General features: G+C 66.3%; 12 protein-coding genes. 9 read left to right on the top strand and 3 right to left on the bottom strand.

All coding sequences use genetic code 11. From position 1 onward, the window contains the following. Positions 1 to 5: 5 nt before the first annotated feature. The gene (ggt, locus tag GTP90_RS05700) at positions 6 to 1,766 is read left to right on the top strand and encodes a gamma-glutamyltransferase (protein WP_161082586.1); all 1,761 of its coding nucleotides are present in this window, start codon (positions 6 to 8) and stop codon (positions 1,764 to 1,766) included. Positions 1,767 to 1,770: 4 nt separating this feature from the next. Here ggt and GTP90_RS05695 read toward each other — a convergent pair whose 3' ends face one another. Next, positions 1,771 to 2,892, bottom strand: a complete 1,122-nt coding sequence (locus GTP90_RS05695) for a cytochrome P450 family protein (RefSeq protein WP_161082585.1) — start codon at positions 2,890 to 2,892, stop codon at positions 1,771 to 1,773. Between the two features lie 122 nt (positions 2,893 to 3,014). Between GTP90_RS05695 and lepB the strand changes: the two genes are divergently transcribed. From lepB to GTP90_RS05670, 5 genes are all read left to right on the top strand, one after another. Then, positions 3,015 to 3,695 (top strand): signal peptidase I, encoded by a 681-nt coding sequence (lepB, locus tag GTP90_RS05690; protein ID WP_161082584.1) that lies wholly within the window; start codon positions 3,015 to 3,017, stop codon positions 3,693 to 3,695. A 69-nt stretch (positions 3,696 to 3,764) separates the two neighbouring features. Beyond that, positions 3,765 to 4,505 carry an ABC transporter ATP-binding protein gene (locus GTP90_RS05685; protein ID WP_161082583.1) on the top strand — a complete coding sequence of 247 codons (741 nt, stop codon included), beginning with the start codon at positions 3,765 to 3,767 and terminating at the stop codon, positions 4,503 to 4,505. Next, complete coding sequence (locus GTP90_RS05680) at positions 4,502 to 6,877, top strand: CPBP family intramembrane glutamic endopeptidase (RefSeq protein ID WP_161082582.1); 2,376 nt, start codon at positions 4,502 to 4,504, stop codon at positions 6,875 to 6,877. The genes GTP90_RS05685 and GTP90_RS05680 overlap by 4 nt, the downstream gene beginning before the upstream one ends. Before the next feature lie 101 nt (positions 6,878 to 6,978). After that, positions 6,979 to 8,049, top strand: coding sequence for a DJ-1/PfpI family protein (locus GTP90_RS05675; RefSeq protein WP_161082581.1), 1,071 nt, complete (start codon positions 6,979 to 6,981; stop codon positions 8,047 to 8,049). 22 nt (positions 8,050 to 8,071) lie between these two features. Continuing rightward, a complete protein-coding gene (locus GTP90_RS05670) occupies positions 8,072 to 9,070 on the top strand; it encodes a GlxA family transcriptional regulator (protein ID WP_161082580.1) in 999 nt (332 codons plus the stop codon). 19 nt (positions 9,071 to 9,089) lie between these two features. Here GTP90_RS05670 and GTP90_RS05665 read toward each other — a convergent pair whose 3' ends face one another. Then, positions 9,090 to 9,899 carry an NAD-dependent epimerase/dehydratase family protein gene (locus GTP90_RS05665; RefSeq protein ID WP_161082579.1) on the bottom strand — a complete coding sequence of 270 codons (810 nt, stop codon included), beginning with the start codon at positions 9,897 to 9,899 and terminating at the stop codon, positions 9,090 to 9,092. Between the two features lie 22 nt (positions 9,900 to 9,921). Beyond that, on the bottom strand, positions 9,922 to 11,484 hold the full coding sequence (gene garD / locus GTP90_RS05660; protein WP_161082578.1) for a galactarate dehydratase: 1,563 nt from the start codon (positions 11,482 to 11,484) through the stop codon (positions 9,922 to 9,924). A gap of 273 nt (positions 11,485 to 11,757) precedes the next feature. Between garD and GTP90_RS05655 the strand changes: the two genes are divergently transcribed. The 3 genes from GTP90_RS05655 (at position 11,758) to GTP90_RS05645 (ending at position 17,321) form a co-directional block, all read left to right on the top strand. After that, positions 11,758 to 12,501: a FadR/GntR family transcriptional regulator gene (locus tag GTP90_RS05655; RefSeq protein WP_161082577.1), complete on the top strand. Its 744-nt coding sequence runs from the start codon at positions 11,758 to 11,760 to the stop codon at positions 12,499 to 12,501. Between the two features lie 210 nt (positions 12,502 to 12,711). Next, on the top strand, positions 12,712 to 15,435 hold the full coding sequence (locus tag GTP90_RS05650; protein ID WP_161082576.1) for a TonB-dependent receptor plug domain-containing protein: 2,724 nt from the start codon (positions 12,712 to 12,714) through the stop codon (positions 15,433 to 15,435). Positions 15,436 to 15,446: 11 nt separating this feature from the next. After that, complete coding sequence (locus tag GTP90_RS05645; protein WP_161082575.1) at positions 15,447 to 17,321, top strand: glycoside hydrolase family 28 protein; 1,875 nt, start codon at positions 15,447 to 15,449, stop codon at positions 17,319 to 17,321. Positions 17,322 to 17,363 lie beyond the last annotated feature (42 nt).

The raw sequence follows: 17,363 nt of genomic DNA, 5'->3' as shown, positions 1-17,363 counted from the left end.
GCCCCATGACCCTGCCTAGACGCCCCGCCCGCACCGTTCTCGTTTCCACCATCATCCTCACGCTGATCCTGCCGCCGGCGGCCTGGGCCAAGACCCCGGTCGCCACCGGCAGCGGCGGCGCGGTCGCCACCATCAGCGAGCCCGCGTCCAAGGCCGCGCTGGCCATCCTCAACCAGGGCGGCAACGCGGTGGACGCCGCCGTCGCGGCGGCCGCCACCTTGGGCGTGACCGATCCGTTCAGCTGCGGCATCGGCGGCGGCGGCTTCATGGTCATCTACCTGGCCAAGGACAAGCGCGTGATCACCATCGACCACCGGGAAACCGCGCCGGCCAGCTTCACACCGCGCGTGTTCCTGCAGGACGGCAAGGAAATGGACTTCGACACCGTGGTCGCCAGCGGCATGTCGGTCGGCGTGCCGGGCACCGTGCGCGGCTGGCACGAAGCGCTGGACCGCTACGGTTCGATGTCGTTCAAGCAGGTACTGGCGCCGGCCATCGCCGTGGCCACCGAGGGCTTCCCGGTCAACGCCAACTTCTCGCGCCTGGTCGAGGAAAGCCAGGCCAAGTTCAGCATGTTCCCCGACACCGCCGCGCTCTACCTGCGCAACGGCAAGGCCATCCAGCCCGGCAGCACCTTGCGCAACCCCGGCATGGCCAAGGCCTACCGCGAACTGGCGGCCGGCGGCGTCAAGGTTTTCTATGAAGGCAAGATCGGCCGCGCCGTGGTCGACGCGGTCAACCAGCCCAAGGTCGCCAGCGGCGTGCACGTGCGCGCCGGCCAGATGACGATGGCCGACCTGGCCAACTACGAAGCGCGCCTGCGCCAGCCGGTGCACAGCACCTACCGCGGCTACGACCTGTACGGCATGCCGCTGCCGAGCAGCGGCGGCATCGCCATCGCCGAGGCGCTCAACATCCTCGAAGGCTACGACCTCAAGGCCATGCCGAAGGACAAGGCCGAACACCTGTACCTGGAAGCGAGCCGCCTGGCCTTCGCCGACCGCAACGCCTACCTGGCCGATCCCGAGTTCGTCGAAGCGCCGGTGGCCGGCCTGCTGAGCAAGGACTACGCCGCCCGCCGCCGCGAGCTGATCAACCCCGACCAGGCCAGCGTGCAGGCGCCGGCCGGCGATCCATACCCGTTCCAGAACGACCCGAGCGTGCCGCTGCGCCCCAACGCCAACAAGCTGCTGGCCGAGGGCGCGCACACCACCCACCTGACCGTGTCGGACAAGGACGGCAACATCGTCGCCTACACCTACACCATCGAATCCTGGGGCGGCAGCGGCATCGTGGTGCCGGGCTACGGCTTCCTGCTGAATAACGAGATGACCGACTTCGACTTCTCCGGCCCGGCGCCCAACGTGCCGGAAGCGGGCAAGCGTCCGCGCAGCAGCATGTCGCCGACCTTGGCGTTCCGCAACGGCAAGCCGGCGTTCTCGATCGGCAGCCCCGGCGGCGCGACCATCATCACCACCGTGCTGCAGACCATCTTCAACTACGTCGACCTGGGCATGAGCATGCCGGACGCGCTCAACGCGCCGCGCCTGTCCGAGCGCAACGGCCCGGCGACCGACGTCGAGCCGGGCTTCGCCGGCACCGCGCAGGCCGTGGCGCTGGAGAAGAAAGGCCAGCACTGGAACAAGCCGGAAGAAATCGGCGCCGCCAACGCGCTGGTGTTCAACCCGGACGGCACCGTCACCGCCGTCAGCGAAGGCCACCGCCACGGCGCCGGCAGCGCGCTGGTGCAGAAGTCGGCGCACTAGGCGCTCAGTTGAAAACCGGTATGCGGGCGTTGGGCGAGCGGCGATAGGTCCAGTTCAGCGTCCGCAGCAAACCGGGATGCGCTGGCTCGGCCATCAGCGCCTCCATCGCGCCGGTGGCGAAGGCGCAGGCCAGCGCCTGGCCCGGACAGGCGTGTACACCATGGCCGAAGCCAAACTCGCGCCCCTCGCCGCGCGGATCGCGGTTGGCGGCGGCCAGCACCAGCAACAGCGTTTGCCCCGCCAGTAAAGGCGCGCCGCCGATCTCGCAATCGCGCGCCACGAAGCGGCGCGTGTTCTGGATCGGCGGATCGAAGCGGCCGACCGACCGCACCAGCACGGCCGCATCCTCCACGCCGCTGCGCTCCTCCTCCGGCTGACGCGCCAGCGCCAGCACGCTGTTGCCGATCAGCCCAGCCGTGGCCTCGTACGTCTGCGACAGCAGGCCGACCAGATTGGCCAGCAAGCCGTGCGACTCGCTCCAGCCCACCGCCTCCGCCTCGGCGATCACCTGCGACAGCAAGCTGCCCGGCGCAGCCGACGGCGACGCGTCGCGCATCAGCTCCTCGAAGCCCGCCAGCAGCGACAGCGCCGCCGCATGCGCACGCCCGATCTGCGACGCATCGCTGTACGGCGACAGGCAGGCCACGAACTCGCCCATCCACGCCGCCACCGCCGGCAGCTGGCTGTCCGCGAAGCCGAGCAGGCTGGCCATCGACGACACCGGCGCCTCGAACATCCACGACGCCAGCCCGTCATCCCGCCACAAGCGCCCGCCGATCCGCCGCGCGAGCAGCCGGGCGGCCTGCGTGTCCACGCCAGCCAGCGCCCGCTGCAAAGCCAGCTTCGGTTGCGTGTGCCGCTCGCCATCGTTCATGCGCACCAGCGCGCCGAACACCTGCCCTGCCGCGCCGCCCGCGATCGCCGCCGGCACCGGCTCGGCCAGCGGCCGCACGCGGCAATCGGGATGGCGCATCACCGCCATCACATCGGCGGCGCTGGCGGCGATCCACAGGCCAAGGCCGGCATCGAAACGCAAGCCTTGTGCCGCCGCCAAAGCGTCGTAATATGGATAGGGATCGACATGCGTGACCGCGGCCAGCGCGTCTTGGGGAAAGGTAGTATTCATGCGACAAGGATGCCACCAATTTCACCGCGATAGTTAGGCCGGCGCCGAAGTAAGCCCGCAGCTAAGCCATGTTTAAGAATCAGCCAACAAACTGAGTCACCGATACCACTCTGGGGAATGCAATGAAAAACTGGGCGCGCGCCAACAAGGGCTTCTTACTGTTCCTGATGCTGTTCGGGATCTTCCGCACCGCCATCGCCGACTGGAACCCGATCCCGTCCGCCTCCATGCACCCCAACCTGCTGGAGGGCGACGTGGTGTTCGTCAACCGCCTGGCCTACAACGTCAAGCTGCCGCTGACCGACGTCGTCCTCGGCACCACCGGTGAGCCGCAGCGCGGCGACATCGTCACCTTCTCCTCGCCGAAGGACGGCACGCGGCTGATCAAGCGCGTGATCGCGCTGCCCGGCGACCGCGTCGAGATGCGCAACGAGCAGCTGGTCATCAATGGCCAGCCGGCCGGCTACGCGGCCCAGGGGCAGTCCACCGAAACCGTCAAGGGCCTGGGCCAGCTGGAGGCGCTGCGCGTGGACGAATCCATCGCCGACGCCCGCGCCCATTCGATCCAGCTGATGCCGCAGGTGCAGGCCCGCCGCGATTTCGCGCCGCTCACCGTGCCGCCGGGCGAGTACATGATGTTGGGCGATAACCGCGACAACAGCGCCGACTCGCGCTACATCGGCCTGGTGCCGCGCGCCCTGCTGATCGGCCGCGCCGAGCGCGTGCTGGCCTCCGCCGACATCACCGGCAACTGGCATCCGCGCACCGAACGCTTCGGCATGAGCCTCTATCCGGCGCCATAGGGCCTCTCCCCGCCGGGCCCCGGCAATGCTATGATGAGTAGAAAATCTCATAACATTGTCGAGGCAAACATGATCGAATTCAAGGGACTATCCAAGGTCTACGGCGGCTTCAATGCCGTCAAACCCCTGAACCTGACCGTCAAGCGCGGCGAAGTATTCGGCTTCCTCGGCCCCAATGGCGCCGGCAAGACCACCACCATCCGCATGATGATGGGCATCCTGGTGCCGAGCGCCGGCCAGGTGCTGATCGACGGCCTCGATTGCCACAGCGAGCCGGCCGAAGTCAAACGCCGCGTGGGCTACCTGCCCGACACCCCGATCTTCTACGACTACCTGCGCGGCCGCGAGATCCTGCAATTCGTCGGCGAGATGCACGGCTACCCGCACGCCGAAGCGGTGCAGCGCAGCGCGCGCCTGCTGGGCGAATTCGGGCTGGAGGAAGCGGGCGAGGACTACGCCGTCAACTACTCGCTGGGCATGAAGAAGCGCCTCGGGCTGGCCTGCGCGCTGATCCACGAGCCGGCGGTGCTGATCCTCGATGAACCAATCAACGGCCTCGATCCGCGCGCCTCGCGCGACGTTCAGGAACGCCTGCTGGCGGCCGCCGCGCGCGGCGTCACCATCTTCGTCTCCACCCACTTGCTGGACATGGCCGAGAAGCTGTGCGACCGCGTCGGCATCATCCACCACGGCCAGCTGGTGGCCACCGGCACGCTCGACGAGATCCGCGCCGAGGCCTCGGCCAGCGGCTCGCTGGAGGACGTGTTCCTGAAGATCACCGACGAAGCCGCGGCGGAGCGCGCGGAATGACGCAGCCGGCAGCCCAGGCAGTGACGCCGGCGCGCGCCATCTGGCTGATGACAAAAATGCGCCTGACCCGCCAGCGCAACATGGTGGCCAATAACCTGTTCCGCAAATTCCGCAAGAAGAAGCCGCGCGACGGCATCGCCGGAAAGAAGAGCGGCATGTGGGTGCTGACCGTGGTCATGGCGCTGTTCATGTCGTTCTCCTTTCTCAGCCTGTCGCGCAACGTGGTGCTGAACATGGACTGCCACCTGGTGGCCGACAGCGGCTGCCAGGTGGTCGACCATGACGGCGACCGCCACCAGGACCTGGAACGGGCCGCCGCCCAGCTGCACAAGGCGCCGTTCCAGCCGGAGCTGACGCGCGGCCTGACGATGGCCCTCACGCTGCTGTTCGCGCTCGCCGTCCTGCTCCCGCTGGGCAGCAAGGAGCTGGGGCAGCCCGACTGGGACCTGGAGTGGCTGGTGACCATGCCGGTCGAACGCCCCACGCTGTTGTGGGGACGCCTGCTGGAACGCAGCGCGTCCAACATCAGCGGCGTGTTCGCGCTGATGCCGCCGCTCGCCATCATCGGGTGGTACTCGGGCCTGGGCTGGTTCGCCCCGCTGGCGGCGCTGGCGGCCTTGCTGGTGCTGCTGCCGCTGGCGGCGCTGCTGCATACGCTGGCCGACACCGGCCTGCGTATGTGGCTGCCCGCGTCGCAGCTGCGCAACCTGCAGGCCATCACCGGCTTGTTCAGCATGCCCCTGATGTATTTCGTCATGGCGCTCGGCATGCCCGGCGCCAGCGGCTTCGTGCTGGAGTGGGCGCGCGCCTTCCCGGCGTGGGCCGGCTGGACGCCACCGGGGCTGGTGCTGCAGGCGATGCAGGCATCCGGCCTGGCGCAGGCAGGCCTCGCCATCGCGCTGCTGCTGGCGCAAACCGCCGTGCTGCTGTGGGCCGGCGTGGCGCTGATGCAGTACCAGCTGCGCAATGGCGTGGTCAACTCCGGCGCGCGGGAAAGCGTGCGGCGCAAGCCGCAGGCGGCATCCAACAGCGCCGGGCGGCTCTCCCGCGCGTTCACGCCGATCAAGCGCCGCGAGCTGCGGCTGCTGAGCCGCGACCGCAACTTCCTGTTCCAGACCTTGCTGCTCCCGGTGATTATCGTGGTCAGCCAGCTGGTCTTCAACGGCAAGCTGAATAGCTTCGCGGAGCTGGGCGAGCACCACACCGTCGCCGCCGCCATCGCCTTCGGCATCGGCGTCTACATGCTGATGCTGTCCGCCTTCCAGACCCTGAACAACGAAGGCCACGTACTCTGGCTGCTGTACACCGTGCCGCGCTCGATCGAGAGCATATTGAAGGAAAAGGCGCAGCTGTGGGGCGTGCTGACGATGATCTACCCGCTGATCATCGTCGGCATCAGCGCCTGGTACACCAGGCACTTCGAATGGAGCATGCTGGCGCTGCTACTGATCGTCTTCGCCGGCTTGCCGATCTACTCGCTGATCGCCGTCTCGCTGGGCGTATTCGCCTGCGACCCGCAAGCGGTCGACGTGCGCACGCGCGTGCGCCCAACCTACGTCTACCTGTACATGCTGCTGGCCAGCTTCTACACCTGGTCGATCTACAGCGATGTGTGGTCGCAAAAACTGGTGGTGATGGTGCTGGTCGCATCGCTGGCGCTGGCGCTGTGGCAAAAGGCGCGCGACGCCCTGCCCTACCTGCTGGACCCCGCCGCCGCGCCGCCGCCGCGCGTCTCCACCTCCGACGGCCTGATCGCCGCCACCGCGTTCTTCATCATGCAGGGCTTGATCGCGCTGTTCATGATGAACGCCATGGAGATGCCAGCACAGCCAGCGGTGACGATAGGCTTCGCAGCATCCGGCCTGCTGGTCTACGTGTTGATACGCTTCGTCTACTGGCGCAGCAAGACCGCCGGCGTGCCGGCCGTCCTGCGCGGCGGCGACATGAAACTGACATTGGGCTATGGCGCGGTGGCCGCCTTCGTCGCATGCGCTGTGGGGCTGGCCTACCTGGCCGGCCTGCAGCATTCGGCGCTGTGGGCGGAGATCGCCAAACAGTCGTCGGCGTCGGCATCGACGGTCTCGCGCGGATGGCTGCTGGCGTTGGCCGTGCTGGCCGCGCCGCTGTGCGAAGAGTTCATCTTCCGGGGACTGATCTACGGCGGCTTGCGCCGCTCGATGTCCGCCATGCCCGCCATGGCGATGAGCGCCGCCATCTTCGCCGTGGTTCATCCGCCGACCTCGATGCTGCCGGTCTTCGTGCTCGGCCTGTGCGCCGCGTGGACGTATGAGCGCAGCAAAACCCTGCTAGGCCCGATGCTGGTACACGCGGTGTATAACGCCGTGGTCCTGTCCTGGCAGTTCTGGATGTAGGCACCGAACCCTCCGTGGCAGGAATTGACCGTTTTATGTCATTCCGCCACGGCGCGCACATCGGATAATCCTTGTCGAACCACACAGACAGGATCGTCCAGATGCGCACACTGATTTACCTCCTCCTGCTGATCGGCCAATGGGCCGCCGCCGGCGAACTGCCCGCCTACCAGGACCGCTTCGGCCGCGCCAAACCGGTGATCGCCGTCGCCGGCGAAAACAGCGGCACCGAACTGACCGACTTCGCCATCCCCTACGGCGTGCTGACCCGCTCCGGCGCGGCGCAGCTGCTGAGCGTCGCCACGCAAGCCGGCCCGATTTCCATGCGCCCGGCGCTGAAGCTCCAGCCGGATGCCACCACCGGCGAATTCGACCAGCGCTTCCCGCAGGGCGCCGACTACGTGATCGTGCCGGCTGTCGTCAAGCCGGACGACGCGGCGCTGGTGGCATGGATCGCCGCGCAGGGCGCCAAAGGCGCCACCATCGTCAGCATCTGCGACGGCGCGCTAGTTGTCGCCAACGCCGGCCTGTTCAAAGGCCGCCGCGCCACCGCGCACTGGGCCACCGAATCCTATCGCAAGGAGCATTATCCGGACACGCAATGGGTCAGCAACATCCGCTACGTCGCCGACGGCAAAGTCATCTCAAGCGCCGGCGTCAGCGCCGCCATGCCAACCGCGCTGGCCCTGATCGAAGCCATCGCCGGCACGCAGCGCGCCGCCGAAGTGGCGCAGCAGCTTGGCGTGAGCGACTGGAGCACGACCCACAACAGCGATATCTTCCGTCCACGCCTGGGCACCAACCTCACCGCCTACATCACCGGCTACACCAATCAATGGTTCCACTCGCGCGACGAGATCGGCGTCGCCGTGGCGCCGGGCGTGGATGAAATCACGCTGGCCTTCACCGCCGACGCATGGTCGCGTTCCAAGCGCAGCAAGGTCTACTCCGTCGCCGCCAGCTCGGCTCCGCTGCAATCGCGCTCCGGCCTGACCATCGTGCCGGACCGCGTCCAGGGCGCGGCCGAGGCGCCGGCCCTGCTGCCCGACACCTCCACTGCGGGCTTGCCCGGCCAGGCGCTCGACCGCGCGCTGGAAGGACTGGAGCAGCGCTACGGCCACCGCACCGCCATGCTGGTGGCGCTGGAATTCGAGTATCCTTCCTACCACTGAAGCCCGCCATCCACGTACCGCCATGCCATCGAAGAAAACCCTGCGCGTCGTGCTGCTCGCCTACGACGACATGAACCTGCTGGACCTGTGCGGCCCGTTGCAGGCACTCGCCACCGCCAGCAAGCGGCATAGCGGCCGGGGTCCGGCGCTGTACGAAACCATCGTTGCCTCGGCCGACGGCGGCATGATCACCACCAGCGCCGGCCTGCCGGTGATGACCGTCGCCATCGCCACGCTGGACGGCCTGGCCATCGACACGCTGATCGCGCCGGGCGGCTGCAAGGGACAGGTGTATTACGCGCCGCCGGCGCTGGTGAGCTGGATCGCGCACCAGGCGCCGCTGGTGCGCCGTCTGTGTTCCGTCTGCACCGGCGCCTTCCTGCTGGCCGCCGCCGGGCAGCTGGAGGGCAAGCGTGTCGCCACGCATTGGGAATGGATGGACCGGCTGCGGGACCTGCATCCCGGCATGGACATCGATGCCGACAAGATCTTCATCAAGGACGGTTCGGTGTGGACCTCCGCCGGCGTCAGCGCCGGCATCGACCTGACGCTGGCACTGATCGAGGAAGACTACGGTCATCATGTCGCCATCGAGACGGCGCGCCAGCTGGTGATGTTCATCAAGCGCACAGGCGGCCAATCGCAATTCAGCGTGCCGCTGGCGGCGCAGACGAGCGACGGCGGACGCTTCGACGATCTGCATGCCTGGGTCGCGGCCAACCTGCACGAGAACCTGTCGGTGGATCGCCTGGCCGAGCAGGCCGGCATGACGCCGCGCACCTTCGCGCGCAGCTACGCCAGCCAGCAAGGACGCACGCCCGCCAAGATGGTGGAAGCGATGCGGCTGGAGGCCGCGTGCCGCGCGTTGGAGAAAACCGCCTTGCCGCTGAAGGCCATCGCGGCCAACACCGGCTATGTGGAGGAACAGAACCTGCGGCGCGTGTTCCAGCGCCAGTTGGGCGTGAGCCCCGGCCAGTACCGCAGCCGCTTCTCCGGCCACGGTACCACTGCGGCTTTCTAGTCCGCGGCACTGCCGCGAACTAGTCTTTATACTGCGGGCCGGACATCAGGAAGCCGCCGCCCTGGTAGATCGTCGCCACATCATCCTTCGGCGGATAGACGCCGGTGTCGGGGAAGCTGGCGGCGAAACGCGTCGAACTGTCCCTGGGCTTGAAGCCCAGGTGCGAGGCCTTGCTGTTGTCCCACCAGCTGCCCGGATTGGCCGACGCGCCGAACAATATCGTATGCCCCACGCGCGGCGTGAACAGCGAGCAGCGCAGCGACTCCACCAGGTCATCGTAGCTGAACCACGTCACCATCATGCGCGGATTGACCGGCTCCGGGAACGAGGAACCAATGCGCAGGCAGACCGTCTCGATGCCGGTGCGGTCATAGTAGTAGCGCGACAGCGACTCGCCGAAGCACTTGCTCACGCCATACAGGCTGTCCGGCCGCATCGGGCTGTCGGCGTCGATGTAGTCGGTGGTCTTGTAGTAGCCGATGGTGTGGTTGGAGCTGGCGAACACCACGCGCTTGACGCCGTGCTTGTGCGCCGCCTCGTACAGGTTGTAGGTACCGGCGATGTTGGCCGCCATGATGTTCTCGAACGTGTTCTCGGTCGAGATGCCGCCGAAGTGCAGCACCGCGTCCACGCCCTCCAGCAGCTTGAACACGGCGGCCTTGTCGGCCAGGTCGCACTGGACGATCTCCTCGCCCTCGCGCGCCGCGCCCATGTCGCCGATGTCGGACAGGCGCACCACATCCGCCCAGGGCTTGATGCGGTCGCGCAGGATTTTACCCAGGCCGCCGGCGGCGCCGGTCAGCAGCAATCGTTTGAATGGCTTGGTCATGTCTCAGTCTCTGTTTTAGTTATCAGGTCACCGGGGCCGGGTTGAACAGCACCAGTGCGTTATGCAGCTTCCATTTCTCCGCCCACGTACGGCGTCCGCTGGCGACATCGAGCAGCAGCTGGAACATCTCCCAGCCGACATCGGCGATGCTCGCCTCGCCGCTGGCGATGCGGCCGGCGTTGATGTCCATCAGGTCGTGCCAGCGCGCGGCCAGCTCGTTGCGCGTGGCGACTTTAATGACCGGCACTTCGGCCAGGCCATACGGCGTGCCACGGCCGGTGGTGAAGACGTGCAGGTTCATGCCCGCCGCCACCTGCAGCGTGCCGCAAATGAAATCGCTGGCCGGCGTGGCGGCGTAGATCAGGCCCTTCTGCGTCAGCTTCTCGCCCGGCGACAGCACGCCGGAGATCGGGCTGCTGCCGGATTTGACGATGGAGCCCATCGCCTTCTCGACGATGTTCGACAGCCCGCCCTTCTTGTTGCCCGGCGTGGTGTTGGCGCTGCGGTCCACGCCGCCGCGCTTGAGGTAACTGTCGTACCACTCCATCTCGCGTATCATCGCCTGCGCCACTTCGGGCGTGGCCGCGCGCGAGGTCAGTTGATCGATTCCGTCGCGCACCTCGGTCACCTCGGAGAACATCACCGTGGCGCCGGCGCGCACCAGCAGGTCGGTGGCATAACCCACCGCCGGATTGGCGGTCACGCCGGAGAAGGCGTCGCTGCCGCCGCACTGCACGCCGACCACCAGCTCGGAAGCGGGCACGGTTTCGCGACGACGCTTGTCCAATGCCGCCAGGTTGATCTCGGCCTGCTTCATAATCGACTCGATCATCGACATGAAGCCGACATGGCCCGCATCCTGCAGGCAGACCAGCGCCGGCTCGGCGCCACCGCCGTTCTGGATCGGAATCGAGCCTTTGGGGAACAAGCGCGCCGGCTGCAGCTTCTCGCAACCGAGGCTCACCACCATGGCCTGCCCGCCGAAGTTCGGATTGAGGCTGATATTGCGCAGCGTACGGATAGGCACCATCGCGCCCGGCGCGTCGATCGCCACGCCGCAGCCGTAGGTGTGCTCCAGCCCCACCACGTCGTCGACGTTGGGGTACTTCGGCAGCAGCTCGTCCTTGATGCGCTTGACCGCGAACTCCACCACCCCCGCCACGCACTGCACGGTGGTGGTGATGGCCAGGATGTTGCGCGTGCCGACGCTGCCGTCCGGATTGCGGAACCCCTCGAACGTGTAGCCTTCCAGCGGCTCGGCCGGCGGCGGCAGGTTGGTCGATATCGGCAGGTTCACCAGCTCGCGCGCCGGCGGCATCTCCACCTGCGGCTCGGCGACCCAGCTGCCGGCGGCGATATCGCACGCGGCGTAACCGATGGTGACGTTATAGCGCCGCACCGGCTCCCCCTTGGCGATGGCGGACAGCGCCACCTTGTGCCCCTGCGGCACGGCCTCCAGCAGCGCCAGGCCGTTGGCGAATACCGCGCCCGCCGGCAGGCCGCCGTCGTTGACGACAATGGCGACGTTATCGTTGTCGTGCATGAGGATGTAGCGTGGCGTACCCGCGCTGGTCGGTGTCGTCATTTGTCTTCCTTTTCCGGGCGCTGCGTCCCGGCGAACGTTGTTTTTTCGCGGTGTCTGGTGTGCTGCAAAGTGGTCAGGCCAGTTTCAGGCTGGCCGGCCAGGCGGGGTTTGTGGCCTGGTTGCCACAGGCGGGAACGGCTTGTTTGCGGGGCTACACCCCTGTAAACTCCCTCTTCCCGCGGCTGCATGACGATTTTAGTATGACAGCTAAAAATTAATTTGGCTAGTCCACATTGCATATTTGGTCTGACCACCTTAGAATGGCCTGACCAGATGGCAATATCAAAGCCACACTACGAAGACGAGACACAGATGCTGAAAAAGACTTCCGTCCCTGCCGACAGCAATGCCCACGAACCGCGCCTGTACCGCGTGGTGGCGGACCGCATCCAGCAGCTGATCCGCGATGAGCACATCGCGGGCGGCGAGCGGCTGCCGTCCGAGCGCGACCTGGCCACCAAGTTGAGCGTCAGCCGCGCCTCGCTGCGCGAAGCGCTGATCGCGCTGGAACTGGGCGGGGTGATCGAGGTGCGCGGCGGCTCCGGCGTCTACGTCAGCGAAGTGCCGGAACCATCGGCGGCCGACCTGCCGGAGGCGGGCCCCGGTCCGTTCGAGGTGCTGTCCGCGCGCCGCCTGATCGAATCCGAAATCGCCGCCATCGCCGCCCGCGTCGCCACCGACGGCGCCATCGACGCCATCCTCAAGGCCGTCGTCGAGATGGAACAGAACCACCACCACTATTCGAGCAACGAGCAGGCCGACCGCAACTTCCACCTGGCCATCGCGCGCGCCACCGGCAACAGCGCGCTGGTCGGATCGCTGAACTACCTGTGGGACCAGCGTGGCCGCCTGTGGCACAAATTAAAAGAACACTTCCAGACCGAGGAACTGCGTCAGGAAACGCTGAAGGACCACCGCCGCATCCTGGAGGCGATCGCCGCCCACGATCCGGCGGCGGCGCGCAAGGCCATGCGCGCCCACCTCGAACGCGTGACCCGCACCTTCTCGCGCGGATGACAAAGAAGTAGCAGCACCGTAGTAGCGCAGGACCGGCCTCGATGCCGGTCCGCGAATAAAGCAATAAGTTATCGACCGTCTCGACCTCGGCCCATGCTTGCCAAAGCGGCCCTCGTCCCAGCGGCACGGAGCACGCGAGGTGCTCCACTCACGTCCAGTGCTTTTCCAGCACGGCGCATAACTTTATTCAAAAAGACGAAGGAGACTAGCATGAACACGTCCGATCACTCGGTCCAAAACCGTTACGCCCAACCCCGCCTGCTGCTGTCGGCCATCACCATCGCCGTGCTGACGCTGGCCAACCAGGCGTCCGCACAACAGAGCGGAGAACCGGCGATGACCCGCGTCGAAGTGACCGGCTCCAGCATCAAGCGCCTGGCCACCGAGGCATCGCTGCCGGTCAGCACCGTCAAGGCCGAGGACTTCATCAAGCAGGGCATCACCACGCTGGCCGACGTCATGATGTCGCTGCCGCAGTCCGCATCGCTGGCGCCATCCAACGCCGGTTCCGGCACCAACATCAACCTGCGCGGCCTGGGCGTGAACCGCACCCTGGTGCTGCTCAACGGCCGCCGCATGGCCAACGAGGCGATCGCCGACGGCTACGCCAACCTGGACGTGATTCCAATGAGCGCCCTGTCGCGGGTCGAGATCCTGCGCGATGGCGCCTCCTCGATCTATGGCTCCGACGCCATCGGCGGCGTGGTCAACTTCATCACCAAGACTTCGTTCGAAGGCCTGTCGCTGACCGGCCAGGAAGTCCAGCCGGAGAAGAACGGCGGCGGCGACGAACAGCGCGCCAGCATCACCTGGGGCAAGGGCAATCTGGAACGCGACGGCTGGAGCATCTACGGCACCATCGACGCCCACCAACGCACCCGCCTGGCCGCGCGCGACCGCGCCGACCTGAGCTCCGCCGACCTGCTGACCTCCATCGGCCGCGCGCCGACGCTGGGCAGCGGCGGCAACGCCACGCCGGCCAACTTCACCACCGCCACCAACAAGAACGCGCAGAACCCGTACGCCGCGAGCGGCTGTCTGGCGCCTTACTCGATCGTCGGCCAGAAGAACACCTGCATCCAGGATGCCAACGAGTACGGCACCGCGCTGTACGCCAACCAGCAGGTCACGTTCTACGCCCGCGCCGCCAAGAAGCTGAGTGAAGACCATGTCATCAGCGTCGATTACTCGCGCGGCGAGGAATTCATCCTCGGCACCAAGAACCCGACCAACGCGCTGGCCGTCAACGGCGTCAGCGCCACGCTGCCTTCGACCAGCAAATGGTATCCAGGTAAGAGCGGCGGCGTGCCCGCCGTCGCTGGCCTGAACAACGCGCCGCTGACCCTCACCTGGGCGGTAGCCGACTTGGGCCTGGCCACCACCAAGGACGTGCAGCTGAACCAGCGCCTGTCCGTCATGGATGAAGGCACGCTGGCAGGCTGGGACTACAAGGCCGGCCTGGTGATCGGCATTTCGCAGCGCGACAACTACTATAAATCCGGCTACGTACGCGGCCAGGGCCTGCTGGACGGCCTGAAAAGCGGCGTACTCAATCCCTTCGGCCTGCAGGACGCCGCCGGCCAGGCTTACCTCGACACCCTCCGGGTCGACGGCGCCAAGAACCGCACCTCCAAATCGACCTTCACCGGCATCGACCTGACCGCCAGCCACACGCTGATGGAACTGCCGGGCGGCTCGATGGCGCTGGCGCTGGGCGCGGACTTCCATCGCGACACGACCGAAGACACCAAGCTGCCGATCAGCGCCGACGTCACTTACGCCAGCGCCTCGCCATCGCACGGCGAAGGCGCGCGCAACGTTGCCGCGCTGTTCGCCGAGCTGAATGTACCGATCACCAAGACGCTGGAACTGAACGCCGCCGTGCGCGACGACCATTTCAGCGACTTCGGTAACACCATCAATCCGAAGATCAGCTTCCGCTACGAGCCGACCAAGCAGCTGATGTTCCGCGGCTCGGCCAACACCGGCTTCCGCGCGCCGACGCTGTTCGACCGCTACGGCTACCGCTTGGCCGGCGCCACCGGCCTGACCTCGGCCAAATGGGACGACCCGGTCCTCTGCCCGGGCGGCAAGCCAGGCGTGGCCGGCACCGGCACCGCGCTGCCAGGCCTGGTCTCCTCCACCGTCTGCAACGCCAACCTGCCCAAGCAGACCGGCTCCAATCCAGAGCTGGTGCCGGAAAAGTCCAAGGGATTCACGCTGGGCACCGTGTTCGAGCCGAACAAGTCGTCGATGGTATCGATCGACTACTGGAACATCAAGATGACCGACATGCTGGCGAACTTGCCGGAGCAGGTCTACTTCCTCGATCCGGTCAAGTACGCATCGTACTTCGTGCGTAACGCCGACCGCACCATCAACTACATCAAGAACACCACGATGAACCTGGGCGGCCAGAAAGCGGCCGGCGTCGACGTATCGGCATCGTATGCCTTCCCGCATACCTCGTACGGCGACTTCAAGGTGGCGATCGACGGCACCTACCTGACCCAGTTCGACAACCAGCTCGATAAAGGCACGCCGTACGTATCGAACATCGGCCAGTTCGGCCTGGCCAGCAACGGCACCACCAGCAGCCTGCCTATCATCACCTACCGCTGGAAGCACACGCTGAAGCTGAACTGGGCCGCCGGCAACTGGAATACCCAGCTGACCCAGAACTACAACTCCAAGTACACCGACCAGAACCTGGTGGCGCAGCAGTACTGGCGCAACATCAATTCGTACAAGGTATGGAACTGGACCACGACCTACAACGGCTTCAAGAACATCCAGGTCACGGCCGGCATCACCAACCTGTTCAACGTGAACCCGCCGGTGACCAACAGCAGCCTGTATAACTTCGGTTACCTGAGCAGCGCCGCCAGCCCGATCGGCCGCGCCTACAACGTCCGCGCTACCTACACCTTCTGATGAGAGCACAGATGCATAAAGACGAACAGCAAGGCGGTGGCCTCGGCCGCCGGCGCTTCCTGCAGGCCTTGTCGGCGGCCGGCCTGACCGGCGCCGCCGGCCCGGCCGCGCTGGCGGCGGGCGCCAAGGCGGCCGATCCATGGAAGGAGGCGCAAGCCATCATCGACCGCTTCAAGCAGCCGTTGAAGTTCCGCGACGAAGACTTCGTGGTGACGGCCTTTGGCGCCGCCACCTGCGAAGTGAAGCCGGTGACGGCATGGACCTCGTTCACCGAATCGGCCACGCTGCAAACCCCGGTGGCCGGTTCGCCCGACTGCTACCCGGCGATCGCCAAGGCCATCGAGGCCTGCCACAAGGCCGGCGGCGGCCGCGTGGTGATCCCGGCCGGTAACTGGCTGTGCGCCGGCCCGATCGTGCTGCTGTCGAACGTGAACGTGCACTTGAAGGCGGGCGCCCACGTCTACTTCAGCAACAACCCGGCCGACTACGCGAAGTACGGCGCCTACGATTGCGGCAAGAACGGCAAGCTGTCGATCACGCGCTGGGAAGGCAACGACCTGCTGAACTACTCGTCGATGGTGTACGCGCACGGCCAGGACAACATCGCCCTGACCGGCGAGGACTGGACCAGCATCCTGGACGGCCAGGCCGGCGTGGCCTTCGACGGCGACCCGGATTGCTGGTGGTCGTGGAAGGGCCGCGAGAAACCGAATTGGGCCGGCGACATCGCCGCCGGCACCGGCAACTACGTCAAGCACACCAAGGGCAAGACCGAAGTGCACGTCAATCCGGCCAACCCGGTCTCGCTGCGCGAAATCGCGCCGCACCTGAGCGAGGCGGAGGCTGCGTTCATCCAGGGTCCGAACGACAAGTGGCGCACCGACTCCTACTATCTGCGCTCGCTGGCGGAAGCCCGCGTGCCAGTGGAGAAGCGCATCTTCGGCATCGGTCACTACCTGCGGCCGCACATGGTGCAGTTCATCAGCTGCACCAATGTGCTGTTCGAAGGCTACCAGACCACCAACACGCCGTTCTGGCAGCACAACCCGGTCAACTGCCACAATATGCACGTGAAGAAGGTCTACGCCAACAGCATGGGGCCGAACAGCGACGGCTTCGATCCCGAGTCGTGCACCAAGGTGCTGATCGAGGACTGCCACTTCAACACCGGCGACGACTGCATCGCCATCGACTCTGGCAAGGGACCGGACATCCAGTTCGGCCCCGCCAAGGACATCGTGATCCAGAACTGCAAAATGCAGAGCGGGCATGGTGCACTGACGCTGGGCAGCATCATGTCCGGCGGGATCGAGAACATCTACGCGCAGAACCTGGTGTTCGAGAACAGCAACTGGAAAACCGATCCGCTTAACATCGCGATCCGCCTCAAGACCAATATGAGCCGTGGCGGCTACCTGCGCAATATGCATGTGCGGAACGTGCATATCCCGAACGGCATCCGCACCACGCCGGCGTTTTATTCGACGCTGCCAGGTTCGCTGATCCCGACCAAGTCGGTAGCCACGTCGGCGGGCGGCATCATCACCATCGACTGCGGCTACGATCCGATCAACGACAATGTGCGTATCCGTCCGCCGAGCGTCAGCCATGTGCGGATCTCGAACGTCACCTGTGCCAACGTCGAGACCAAGGCGGGCAGCTACTCCTGCTACCAGGCCATCGTGATCCTCGGGCCTGTGGCATCGGACTACAACGGTCCGGGCAAGCCGAAGGTGCTGCCGGTGTCCGACATCGAAATCAGCGACTGCGACCTCGGTACGCCGGTCAACGCCGAGAAGCCGATGTACCTGTACAACGTCAAGGGACTGAAACTGAAGAACGTCAAGATCGGCGGCAAGGCCGTCAATCAAAGCTTCTCCGCCTGAGTCCAGGCGCCGGACTGCGATGCGGCCGGCGCCTTTTTTTTG

Origin of the sequence: Duganella vulcania, assembly GCF_009857655.1 — a bacterium.
Taxonomy (GTDB): Bacteria; Pseudomonadota; Gammaproteobacteria; order Burkholderiales; family Burkholderiaceae_D; genus Rugamonas; species Rugamonas vulcania.
The sequence above is the reverse complement of the archived record's forward strand: the minus strand, read 5'-3'. Positions and strand labels throughout refer to the sequence as shown.